General features: G+C 67.5%; 7 protein-coding genes. 2 read left to right on the top strand and 5 right to left on the bottom strand.

Annotated elements, in window-relative coordinates; genetic code table 11:
- Positions 1-438: 438 nt before the first annotated feature.
- Complete coding sequence (locus tag OG735_RS04375) at positions 439-1755, bottom strand: cytochrome P450 (RefSeq protein WP_327321808.1); 1317 nt, start codon at positions 1753-1755, stop codon at positions 439-441.
- Between the two features lie 732 nt (positions 1756-2487).
- Between OG735_RS04375 and OG735_RS04370 the strand changes: the two genes are divergently transcribed.
- Both OG735_RS04370 and OG735_RS04365 read left to right on the top strand, forming a co-directional pair.
- Positions 2488-2685, top strand: a complete 198-nt coding sequence (locus OG735_RS04370; RefSeq protein ID WP_327321807.1) for a hypothetical protein — start codon at positions 2488-2490, stop codon at positions 2683-2685.
- Positions 2682-4103: a cytochrome P450 gene (locus tag OG735_RS04365; RefSeq protein ID WP_327321806.1), complete on the top strand. Its 1422-nt coding sequence runs from the start codon at positions 2682-2684 to the stop codon at positions 4101-4103. The genes OG735_RS04370 and OG735_RS04365 overlap by 4 nt, the downstream gene beginning before the upstream one ends.
- 1713 nt (positions 4104-5816) lie before the next feature.
- Here OG735_RS04365 and sbnA read toward each other — a convergent pair.
- The 4 genes from sbnA to OG735_RS04345 form a co-directional block, all read right to left on the bottom strand.
- Positions 5817-6899 (bottom strand): 2,3-diaminopropionate biosynthesis protein SbnA, encoded by a 1083-nt coding sequence (sbnA, locus tag OG735_RS04360; RefSeq protein WP_327321805.1) that lies wholly within the window; start codon positions 6897-6899, stop codon positions 5817-5819.
- Between the two features lie 213 nt (positions 6900-7112).
- Positions 7113-8147, bottom strand: coding sequence for a 2,3-diaminopropionate biosynthesis protein SbnB (gene sbnB, locus OG735_RS04355; protein ID WP_442812378.1), 1035 nt, complete (start codon positions 8145-8147; stop codon positions 7113-7115).
- A 32-nt stretch (positions 8148-8179) separates the two neighbouring features.
- Positions 8180-9184, bottom strand: coding sequence for a TauD/TfdA family dioxygenase (locus tag OG735_RS04350; RefSeq protein ID WP_327321415.1), 1005 nt, complete (start codon positions 9182-9184; stop codon positions 8180-8182).
- Between the two features lie 23 nt (positions 9185-9207).
- Complete coding sequence (locus OG735_RS04345) at positions 9208-12492, bottom strand: non-ribosomal peptide synthetase (protein ID WP_327321803.1); 3285 nt, start codon at positions 12490-12492, stop codon at positions 9208-9210.
- Positions 12493-12502 lie beyond the last annotated feature (10 nt).

Below are 12502 nucleotides of genomic sequence, written 5' to 3'. Positions count from 1 at the left end.
AGGCACAGGGTGGTCATCTGTGACGAGTTCGCCGCGGTCGTCCTCCACAACGACCGGAAGCATCGAATTCCTTCGCCAACGCCCCCTGCTCGGAGGGGACTTACGCGAAGGGGCGTCCGGTTCCGAGATGGTTCCGGACGCCCCATTTCGAGCAGTGCCGCAGCGCCTTTGCAGGTCGCGGCGGGGAGTGATCAGACGCAGGAGAACGAACACGCCGATCGCTCGAATGATGGCCGGGGCTGCCACAACCACAGCCGTGACCATGACTGCGAGCATCCCGACGAGGGCGATGCCGAGCGGGCTCGTGATCCTCCACAGTGCTGAAGTAGGCGCAGCACAGAACCGGTTCGTGCCCGGCCGTCGTCGCCTGGGAGCAGGGCGATCACGGACAACGCAAGCGATTCTTCCGCAGATACGGAACGTTGGCCATGAGGCCGATCACCGAGACGTGTCTCGAGCACGCCGGGTAACGGTCATCGGAATGCTGTCGGCATGGGGCACGGCTGAGGCCACTTCCTTGGGCGTGTGTCCGGGAACCGGGGTGAACTGCCACTGGGAGAGCAGCGTCGCGAGGGCGATGGTTGCCTCGGTCCAGGCGTACTGCTCGCCGATGCATTTGTGGTTGCCCGCGCCGAAGGGGGTGAACGCTCCGCGGGGGATGTTGTCCCGGTTCCCGGGCAGCCACCGGTCGGGGTTGAAGGTGCCGGCGTCGTCGAAGACGTTGGGATCGCGGTGGATGGCGTACAGGCTGAATGCGACCTCCGTGCCGGCCGGGAGGGTGACACCGCCGAGCTCCACGGCCGTCGTGGTTCGGCGCATCAGGATCGTGACGCCGTGGAGGCGCACAGCTTCGTCCAGTGCGCGGCGTATCCCCGTGAGCTTCGGTATGTCCTGGATGGTGACCTGCCGGTCTCCGACGACTTCGTGGATCTCCGCGACGATCTTCTTCTCGACGTCGGGGTGGGAGGCCAGTTCATGGAAGGTCCAGGCGAGAGCGGCCGCGGTGGTCTCCGCACCGGCGAAGAGGATCGTGCTGAGCTCGTCCCGGACTTCGGTGTCGGACAGGGCCTTCTCTTTGAGGAGGAGGGAAAGCAGGTCGTTACGGTCGGAGGTGCCTTCGCGGCGTGCTGCGACGATCACATCGTCGATGACGCTCTTCAGGCTGGCTGCGGCGGCGTCGAACTCCCGGTTGGCCCGGATGGGTAGCCGGTCCAAGGCCTTGGGGGACATGGCGCGTTTGAGGAGGTTCGCCAGTACGACGGGGAGGTTGTCGCGTACGGCCTTCACTGCCGGGCGTCCGATGTCGGTCGAGAACAGGGTCTCGGCCAGCGTCTCGATGCTGTACTCGGCCATCGCCAGTTCCAGGTCCACCGTCTGGCCCGGTTGCCAGGCGTCGGCGAGAGCGCGCGCACTCCGGTTCATGATGTCGGAGTAGTCGGCGATCCGGTCTTTGGTGAACATGGGTTGCAGCAGTCGCCGGTTCCTGTGGTGCATTTCGCCGCTGGCGGTGGCGATGCCGTTGCCGACCAGGAGTTTCAGCTGGTCGAAGAAGCGGCCCTTCTCGAAGCTGCGCGCCTGTCGGACCATCACTTCCTGCGCCAGGTCGGCAGAGGTGACGAAGTAGACAGGCAACGTGCCGAGGTTGACCCGCACGACGTCACCGTGCCGGCGCAGCGATGACAAAAAGGTGAAGGGATCGCGTACGAGCTGGAGGACGTGGCCGAGGAGCGGAACGGCTCCAGGGGCACGCGGCACAGACGGGGAACTGGCCGATTGCAACCCAAGTGACACTTATTCAGTCCTTTGCTCGGTATGGTGCGCCGACCTGTCGGCCTCGAGGCGGAGGTGTACTGCCGTGGTCCGGCAGTCGCGATCGTCCGGCGTGCGCCACTTCGACTCAGTGCTCTACCTTCTCGGAACGCGGCAGCGGATCACAGCGCTCTGCTGGTTGCGTTCAGCGTCCGTCGTCGCAGATGAGCAGTGCTGAGTGAGTGTGCTGAGCCACCGGCAAGCATTGTGTCCTCCCTTCTCCATCATGGTCTGTTCGTGGCCAGATGCCAGAGTGAGGAAGTCTTCTTGCCGCTTTCTCTGGGTGAGGCATGAGGCCTGTGGGTCTGGGGGAGTAACAAGGGTTATGGCTATGCGGCGCGGGCTCTCGCCGTTGCCTCAGTGAGCTCGATCGGGCGCACAGTCCGCGGAGGCCTGTGGCGCGACGGGGAATTGGCACGGACCTCGAGGCTTCGTTCGCGCTTGCGTTTGGCATGATGCCAGTAGAGGAGCGCAGGGTGTAGGCACAGGCGGGCAGCGTGGCCTTCGACGCAGCTGACGCAGCTGACGCAGCTGTCCCCGCGGCTTCACCACCCCAACTGGGCGGCCCCACAGGCATGTTCCGTGCCAGACCCGTAGCAGAGAGCTGAGCGGACCATGGATATGCTGCGCTGCGCTGCGCTCCTGCTCCGTCCTCAGCCCCGAGGAGACCCTCGTTCCGTGTTCAGCGCTCCCGTCCTTGTGGTGTGCCCTCTGCGCTTCTCGCTGCCCATTGGTGTGCTCGCCTGCCGGCCATCAGCCGGCAGCGCCCGCGATGTGATCAGGGATGGCGGCGGCGAACTCCCGAATGTGGCCGAGGTCGACGAGCCGGGCAGTCTGCGCTCTTTACGTCATCGCTGCTTCCCGGAGGCCTTGTGACCACCTCGTATCCAGAATCAAACGGTTTCTCGGCCGCGTCCGCGCCGCCTCCCGGCTGCCCCGCCCACGGCCTCGGGTCGACGGGCCCGCAGCGGTTGTACGGGCCGGAGGCGGGCGACGCTCCCCGTGCCCTGTACGCCAAGCTCCGCGAAGCGCACGGTCCGGTGGCACCGGTCCTGCTGCCGGGAGACGTACCAGCCTGGCTCGTCCTCGGGCACCGGGAGAATCTGGACGTGATGCGCACTCCGTCGCTGTTCTCCTGCGACTCCCGCATATGGAACGTCCAGCTGACGGCGGACTCACCTCTGCTGCCCCTCACGGCCTGGCAACGCCTGATCGTCTTCGCGGACGGTGAGGAGCATGCCCGGCTCCGCAGCGCGGTCACCGACAGTCTCGACGAGTTGAACCGTCACGGCATCCGCCGGCACGTCGTCCGCTACACCCATCAGTTGATCGACGGCTTCGCCCCTACGGGACGGGTCGACCTGGTTGCCGACTTTGCAGAGCAGCTGTCGAGCCTGGTCCTGGCCCGCCAGTTCGGTATCCGGGAGCAGGACGCCCTCATCCTGGGCACAGCGGTCCGGGACATGGTGAAGGGCAGCCCATCCGCGCTGCAGAGCAACCAGTTCGTCGTCACCGTCATGACGGACCTTGTGAAGCGGAAGAAGGACAAGCCCGGCAAGGACTTCGCCAGCTCCCTGCTGCATCACCAGTCGCAGCTCACCGACGACGAAGTGACCGAGCACCTGCGGCACGCAATCGTCGCCGCACACGAGAACACCACCAACCTGATCGGCAACACCCTCCGGGTCGTGCTGACCGACCGGCGGTTCCGCTCGAATCTTTCCGGCGGGTCGATGACACTGCCGGATGCCCTCGAGCAGGTGATGTGGGACGCCCCGCCGCTCGCGGTGGTGCCCAACCGGTGGGCGACCGGCGACACCCTCCTCGGAGGCCAGCAGATCAGGAAGGGTGACATGGTGATGCTGGGCTTGGCCGCAGGGAACGTGGACCCCGAGATCCGGCCCGACCTCACCACCCCCGTGCACGGCAACCGTTCGCACCTCGCTTTCAGCGGCGGGCCCCATGAATGCCCTGGGCAGGACATCGGCCGCGCAATCTCCGACACCGGCATCGACACCCTGCTCGCACGCGTCCCCGACCTCGAACTCGCCGTTGCTGAGCCCGAGCTGACGGAGACGGCGTCACTGGTATCCAGCCGCCTCGACGGCCTTCCGGCAACATTCAAACCGCAGCGGCCGCATACCAGCGACGAGAAGACCGCTGGCACCGGCACGGCTGCGTCGCAGGCACAGCCGCTCCCCGCCGCCACGCTGCCCGCGGCCGCAGGCGAACCCGCCACCAGCGGTCCGCGCAGGCCGTGGTGGAGGAGGTTCCTCAAGGGCCGCGCGCGCTGACAGCACGGAACACCAAAGGGGCCCGGACCGTATGTCCGGGCCCCTTCGTGCGGATGGGCACCGCGCTTCATCAGTGGCTGCGATGCATGGGCTTCGGGTGCCTCAGCCGGCCGAGGCTGCCTTCAGGGCCTGCGGGACCTTCATTCTCCCCAGCCGATTACCCTCGCCGCGGAACGCTCCTCGCGGAACTCGCTGTGCACTGCAGGCGCCAGGGACCGCAACGAGATCGGCCCGAGGCCAAGGCTGCTCGAGCGCCCCCTCGCTGCCGCCGCCCGGCACGAAACGGCGCGCTGCCCCGAAGGTGAGCCGGCGCAGGCCTCACCCGGCGCGGAACCGTTTGTTGTGCAGAGGTGACCGACGGACTTGGCAATCGTCAGTCCCAGAGTTTGTAAGTCATTTCCCGCTGTGCCTGCGGTGGCTTGCTGTCGGTGTAGATGAGTCGCAGCCGGGTGAAATGCCGTAGCTCAGGATGCTTCTGCCAGGTCTCCGGGCGGTCGAACCTCACGGTGACAGGGTAGGAGTGGAACTTGCCTGCCGCGCAGTAGGGCTGACAGTCATTCACCACATCGCGTCCGCTGCCCACAGCGGACGTCGGTCCCCAATGGGACCATCGGAGTGTGATGAGGCGGTTGTTGCCATCCCCGCAGGCGAGCAAGAAGTCGCCGGGGCGTATCTGTGAATTCGAGAAACAGTCGACGGCCACAACCTGAGCGGGCGAGGGCGCCCTTGCGGAAGCGGATGCCGGTACTACCGCTGCTGCGAGCGCTGTGGCAGCACACAGCATGACCGTTGTCTTGAGCTTGTGTCTCTGCATGTCGGCTCCCAGCTGCCTCTTTTCGAGCCTACGCGGCCCTCCGTGTACACCTGACTCCCCCGCGCGCTGCGATCTGCCCGTCAGGAGCAGTCGTCGGTGGTGATGGCGCCCCTTTCTTCCAACGGTTGTTCCTGAATCGACGCTACGACCGTGCCCAGGGATGCACCACCCGTACAGGCACTCACCATGCAAAGCAGGAAATGTCAATTTGCCTTCGGTGGATCACGATGCGTCTGCCGAACCCAATGCCGGAGGGGGCCCCGGCAGAGCTGCGAAATTCTGCGTGCGGCACCGATGGGGGTCACCTTGTCGAAGCCGGGCTGGTCGCTCGGGAAGGGAACCTGCGGTGTTCCCCCGATGAGCACCGTCCCAGGAAGAAGGTTCCAGCCCGCGCTCTCATAGAACGCCTGGAGCCGGCGGTCGCAAGTGAAAAACCCCAGGTCCAGACCCTGGGAGAGCATCCGCGACCACGAGCCTCCCGGCGCGTCACCACAGTGCTCAGCCCACCAGCGGCATAGCGCCGACCCGTATGGGCGATCTCCTTGGACAGGATGTCCAGCGCGGCCAGCACCGTGCCCTCCTCCATGAGAAGCATCGACCACGGCCGCAGTACAGGATCGTGGGTCGGCGCATCGGCAGGGGTGAGCGAGACGCGCGTGGACGGCCACGCCTGCTCCTGGATCTCCCGCACCTGCACGCGGAGCTCGGACGGGGTGGCTTCTTCGGGGAAGGACAGGATCTGCACGCGCTGGTTCTGCTCACACACCACACGAGTGCAACCGACTTTCCCGGCGGTGAGACCGGCTGGACCGACGGCGGTGGCGGTAGCCGGAAGGCCCTCACCCCTTTCAAGATCCCTCACGCGAGACCTGCGTCACCGACCTCCTTGGACAGAGTTTCTAGGTCTTACGATCCTGGAGCTGATGGCGCCGCTTGCCACTGAGGTCGCCGTTCTGGAGGTCCGGCCGGTTGCCCGACCGCGTCGGTGGGGTGGGGGAGCCTGCCCTGGAACCGGTGGCCACCTTGTCGGGGTTGAGCACGTCCTTGCCGTACAGGTCCTGCAGCCAGTTGGTCTGGTAGATGGTGTCGAGGTAGCGCTCGCCGAGGTCCGGGGCGATGGCCACGGCGGTGAGTTCGCGCGCGTCGTGCCGGGCCAGCCAGCCCATGGCGCCGCTGACCACCGTGCCGGTGGATCCGCCGAAGAGGAAGCCCGCTCTGGCCAGACGATGGCAGGCGCGGATGGTGTCCGCCTCCTCGACGCGTATCACCTCGTCCACATAGGACTCGTCGAGCAGCGGTGGACGGATGCTCATGCCCAGACCGGGAATCATCCGGCGTCCCGGGGTACCGCCGAAGGCCACCGAGCCGACGCTGTCCAGTGCGACGACATGCACCGGCCGGTGCCACTCCCGGAAGTAGCGTGCACAGCCCATCAGGGTCCCGGTGGTGCCGGCACCGACGAACAGCACGTCCAGGTGCGGGAACTGGCGGGCGATCTCCGGCGCTGTCTTGCGGTAGTGGGCCTTCCAGTTGCTCGGGTTGGTGTACTGGCTGAGCCATACGTAACGGTCGTCGGAGGCGCACAGCGCGCGGACGTACTCGATCCGCGCGCCGAGGAAGCCGCCATTGGCCTCCTGTCCGGCGATGATGTGCACCTGGCTGCCCAGGGCCTCCATCATCATCCTGGTCGACAGGTTGCAGCGGGAGTCCGTCACGCACAGGAACCGGTAGCCCTTGCTCGCCGCGATCATGCTCAGCGCCACGCCGAGGTTTCCGGACGAGGACTCGACCAGGATCGAATTCGGCGTCAGGACTCCATCCCGCTCGGCGGTCTCCACCATCTCGGTCGCGGCTTTCAGCTTGATCGAGCCGGCGAAGTTGAAGCCCTCACACTTCAGGAAGAGCGACTGCCCGAAGATCGACCGAAGGTCGACATAGAGCGCCTCTTCGTTGAAGGCGTAGGGAACGGAAATGACGGGCACGATGGTCTCCTCATCTGCAGCAGAGCACTTTCGGAACGTCCATCCGACCGTGGGCGGGCTTCTCGGTCTTGCGGGCGGGAGCCTGTGTCCAACCGAGCCGGACGGGGGCCCTGCGTCAGCGGCCGCGGTCTCGTGCGCCCTGACGTGCGGCGACTTGACCGGTGATCTCTCCTGGGATTAGTCCTGCGTATGCCTCCTGGGCTCTCGGTCGGCTCATCCGTACCGGCTCAGTTCGTGGAAGAAGTCGTCGATGATCTGCAGTTCTCCGGAGCGGACCACCTCGTCGTAGACGTACTTGCCGACGGCGAGGTCGAGCACTCCGAGGCCGAACGGCGAGAACACCAGCGGCCGGTGCACCGGCACGGTCACCCGCCCGGCCATCACGTCGCCCAAGGTGCCGTGCAGGAAGTCCCGGTTGCCCGTGAGCTGCTCGGCCAGATGCGGCGAGGTGTTGGCCTTCAGGCAGTGCTCGATGTCATCGACGATGTTGGCCGATGCCAGCAGGATCTCCGGCGCGAGGTCGCGCAGCGACACATGCAGCACCAGCGGATTGTGCGCGAACCACGACGGATCGCTGACGTGCGGCTGGGCGGCGACGGTGGCGAAGACCACCAGGTCGCTGTTCCGGATCAGCTGCTCGGCGCTGTCGTGCACGGTGATCCGGCCGGCGGTGCCCGACTGCTCCAGGTAGGTGCGGAAGCCTGCCGCGCTCTCGGGGGACAGGTCGTGCACGCCGATCTCGTCGAACGACCAGCCGGTGCCGGCCAGGAAGGCGTGGATGTAGCGGGCGATCAAGCCCACCCCGAAGAACCCGACGCGCGTCGGGCGCCGCCGGTCGCGGCTGAGCCAGTCGGCCGCTGACGCGGCTGACGCGGCCGTCCTGGTGGCGCTGATGATCGAGCTTTCCAGACAGGCGAACGGGTAGCCGGTGTCATGGTCGTTGAGGATGAGCACGGCCGAGGCACGAGGGATGCCTGCCGTCACGTTCTGCGGGAAGCTGGAGATCCACTTCAGGCCGTCCACCCGCACCGCCCCGCCGATCGAGGCGGGCAGCGCGATGATCCGGGAGGACGGGCGGTCGGGGAAACGCAGGAAGTAGGACGGCGGGTTCACCGAATCACCGGCGCCGTGCAGCCGGTAGGTGGCCTCGACCAACTCCACGATCTCCTTCTCGCGCCCCTGCAGCACGCGCTGAACCTGGGCACCGGGGATCACCGCAAACGGCGGCACAGCCATCGGCTCGGACATTGCGGACTCCATAGCGGTGGGACGGATGGTGGTCATCCTGCGGGCACTTTGACGGTCGGCGAGCAGTCGGCCAGGTGAGTTGGATCGGCCATCGCGACGAGCACTTCCCGCGGTCCTTCGAAGGGTTCCCTGCTGTGTGCGGTGCGGATGTTGTCGACGAGCAGCAGGTCGCCGGCCTGCCACGGCTCGCGTGCGGTGTTCTCCTCGTAGATCTTGTTGAGCAGTTGTACGACGTCGTCGCCGATCGGGTCGCCTTCGCCGAAGCGGGTGTTGAACGGCAGTCCGTCGGCGCCGTACTCGTCGATGAGGTACTCGCGCACCTCGGGGGCCAGCGTCCATTCGTTGAGGAAGGCGATCTGGTTGAACCAGCAGCGCCGGCCGGTGACCGGGTGCCGCACCACGGCGCTGCGGCGTTGTCTGGTGCGCAGTCCACCGTCGGGCTGCCACGCGAACTCGATCGCGTTGGCACGGCAGTAGCTCTCGACGGCGCCCCGCTCATCTGTTCCGAACGCCTCGGCCAGGGACGCCCCGATCTCGTCGTTGTAGCTGCGGGTGAGCAGCCAGCCCTCCCGCTCGAACCGTTCGGTCAACTCGGTGGGCAGCGCGTCGAGCACGGTCGGTGAGTCGGCCACCGCGGTCGCCCCGCCCTCGGTGGGCGCACCGATGCATGCGAACAGCATCAGGCCGGGGAACTCGAGCCGGTAGCTCAGTTCGTGGTGCATGCACATGGGCTGGTTCGGTGGCCACTGCGATGAGGAGTAGACGCCTTCGGAGTAGGTCTGGCGGGGGGCGAAGGCCTCCTTCTCGGTCATCGGAGCGGTGGCCAGCCGCTGAAGGATCCCGTCGACTCCGGCCGCGTCGCGCAGCCCCAGGCCGCGGACCAGGACCGAACCGTGCTCGGCGACGACGGCGCGCAGCGCGTCCCGTTGCCCGGCCGCCCAGCTCGCCGCGTCGACGGTGGCTTCGACCCGCAGCATGGGAGGTTTGCCGGGTTTCGTCTCCACGTCGAGCAGTGATGTCGGGGATGAGGACGACATCTCGTTTTCCTTTCAGTCGCGGCTCAGTAAGAAGTCGGCCACTCGGCGGCGCTCAGCACGGCCTTGGCCACCTCGGTCGGACGGGTGCGCAGGAAGTAGTGGCCGCCGTCGGCGAGCTCGTGCAGGTCGACGTGCTCGGCGAGGAGTTGCCAGTCTCGGTACCGGCGTGGGAACTGCGCCGTGCTCGGGTCGTCGGCGGCGACGACGACGGTGACCGGCGCGGACAGCTTCACCGCCGGCGGCGTGTCAAGGACATCGGCGAAATAGCGGTGCGCGGACACACAGTCGTGCCGGTATGCCGCACCGACATGCTCGGCGCGCTGCGCATCCAGCTCACCGAGCCCGGTGTAGCTGCTGTCCGCGCTCAGCGCCGCGGCGATCTCGGCGTTGCTCCGCCCGGTCAGCTCGGTGACGATCTCGGTGTTGCTCCGCCCGGTCAGCTCGGTGATGGCGGCGCGCCGGTCGGTGGCGTCACCGAGCAGTTGCGCGCCGAGGAACACCCGCTGGACGTCCACCCCGCGCTCCTGCAGCTGCCTGGCCGTCTCCACGGCCAACGCCGTGCCCGAGGAGTGGCCCCACAGCAGGACCCTGGTCAGGCCACGCCCGGTGATCTCGGCGACGACCTGTTCAACCACCTCTGCGATCGACGCGAACGGCTCACTCTCGGCGGCCACGTCGTGACCGGGCAGCTCGACGGCGTAGACCGCCAGACCGCCGGCCGGCAGTGCCCTGGCCAGCGGCTGGAAGTTCACCGCGTTGCCGCCGGCGTGGGGGAAGCACAGCAGGGCACCGGCCTGGGCGCGGTCCGATTCCGACAGCGACTGCAGCAGCCCGGAGCTCCGGTCGGACCGACCGTCGACCAGTTCGGCCAGATCGGCGAGGACCGGGTGACGGGTGACGTCCTTCAGGGTCACCGCACGGTCGAGGGTGATTGCCAGCTTCACTGCCGACAGCGACGTGCCGCCCCGGTCGAAGAAGTGGTCCCGCCGACCGATCCGGTCCTGCGGAATGCCGAGTACGTTCGCCCATGCGGCCGCCAGCCACTGTTCTGTGGGCGTACTCGGCGCGCTGTAGTCGTCCTCGACGACGTCGAGCTCCTCGGCGAGCGCCGTCAGCGTCTTCCTGTCGATCTTGCTATTGGCCGTCAGCGGCAGACTGTCCCGCCAGTGGAAGGCCGACGGGACCATGTACTCGGGCAGTGACGCACTCAGCCGGTCCAGCAGGACGTCGGCCTCGAGTGGCTCCCGGGCGGAGTAGAAGGCCACCAGGTACTTGCTCTGGTCGGCCCGCTCGGCGACCACCACCGCGCCGTCGCGGACACTGGGGAGGCGCAGCAGGGTGTTCTCGATCTCGCCGATCTCGATCCGGAAGCCGCGGATCTTGACCTGGGCATCGCGGCGGCCGAGGAACTCCAGCTTCCCCGACGGGTGCCAGCGGCCGAAGTCACCGCCCCGGTAGAGCCGCTGGCCCTTTCGGTGCGGATCCGCCATGAAGGCCAGCCGGGTCCGCTCAGGGTCGTTGACATACCCGCGGCCGACACAGACTCCGGAGAAGACAATCTCGCCGGGGGCGCCGAGCGGTACGGGTGTGAGGTGTTCGTCGACGACGTACACGTGCACGTTGTTGACCGGACGGCCGAGCAGGATCCGGTCCGGCACCCGGTCCATCACCTCGTGGTTGGTGTCGTCCGAGGTCTCCGTCAGCCCGTAGGCGTTGACCAGCCCGATCCCGGGCTGGGCGGTGAACCAGCGCTCGGCGAGCTCCTTCTTCAGCGCCTCACCGGTCACCGAGACGCACCGCAGGTCCGGCAGTTCGCGGGGGCGTTGCTCCAGACTGGACAGGACGACTTCAAGGTAGGACGGCACCACTTGGAGCACGCCGACCCGGCCGTCGACGATCGTGTCGAGGAACTGTTGGGCATCCAGGATGACTTCCTGCTCGACCAGCAGGGTCCGCCCGCCGACCAGGAGCGCGGAGAGCAGCTGCCACAGCGAGATGTCGAAGCACTGGGGTGCGGTCTGGGCCACCACCTGCCCCTCGCCGATCCCCAGATCGTCGATCTTGGCGTAGAGGTGGTTGAGCATGCCCGCGTGCTCACACATCGCCCCCTTCGGCTCGCCCGTGGAGCCGGAGGTGAAGTAGATGTAGGCGAGCTGGTCCGCGGCTACGGCGATACCGGGATCATCGTCGGCATGGTCTTCTTCGTAGGCCGTGTCGACGAAGAGCGTCTGCATGGCGGGCAGCGTGGTCAGGGCCTGGTCGAGGGTGGTGGTGCTGCCGGGTTCGGTCAGCACGAGGCCGCATTCGGCGCGGGCCAGTGTGGTCGCGATGCGCCCGGCCGGGAAATGCGGCTCGACGGGAAGGTATGCGCCGCCGGCCTTGAAGACCGCGAGGACGGCGGCCAGCCAGTTGAGGTTGCGCTCGGTCACCACCGCCACGACGCCTTCGCGGGCAAGGCCGCGGGCATGCAGGGCGCGTGCCAGCCGGTTCGCCCGGGCGTTGAGTTCCCGGTAGGTCCACTGCCTCTCGCCGTGCACGGCTGCGACGGCGTCCGGATGCGCCCGCACCCGCTCCTCGAACAGCTCGTGCACCCGGCGGTCCGGCAACTCCCGGCGCGGTCCGGCCAGCCCCTCGAGCTGGAAGCGGAGTTCCTCGTCGGACAGCAGGCTCTGCCGCCCGTGCCCGGCATCGGGGTCGGCGGCGATCAGGGCGAGTGCGGTGAGGTGGTAGCCGGCGATCCTGGCGGCGCAGTCCGCGTCCAGGACGTCGGTGCGGTAGCGCAGCCGCAGCACGAGTTGGTCGCCGTCCTGTGCGACTCCCACCTCCAGCACGGTGTCCTCGGCGAGATTGCCGCCGCCTCCGGTCGGATCGAACGCGGTCTCGAACGGCGCTTGGGTCAGGCCCAGTTCGCGCCTGAGGTCATCGACCGGGAAGTCCTTGTGTGCCAGCAGTTCTGACTCGACTTGATGGGTGTTCAGCAGCAGCGCCCGCCACGAGTCGGGTTCGGTCGTCAGCCGGCAGGGCAACGGCGGGCCGCCCTCCACGGCGATGTAGCCGGTCGCGACCTCATGCTCGCCCGACAGCGCCGCGAGCACCTTGGCGTGCGCGGCCAGCAGCACCGAACCGAGCGGCACCTCCAGCTCCTCCGCCAGCCGGCACAACGCTCCCACGACGTCGTCCGGGATCGCTGCCTCGTACTCGACGACGCCCGGCACCGGATTGAGCGTCCACCGCGGGATCTCGGTGAATCCACCGGCGACGAGCACACCGCGCCAGAACTCCCGGTCGGCTTCCACTTGCACTCCCATCGTCTTCGCG

It is taken from the genome of Streptomyces sp. NBC_01210 (assembly GCF_036010325.1).
In the GTDB taxonomy this organism is placed as follows: Bacteria; Actinomycetota; Actinomycetes; order Streptomycetales; family Streptomycetaceae; genus Streptomyces.
This window is presented reverse-complemented; position numbering and strand designations above follow the sequence as displayed.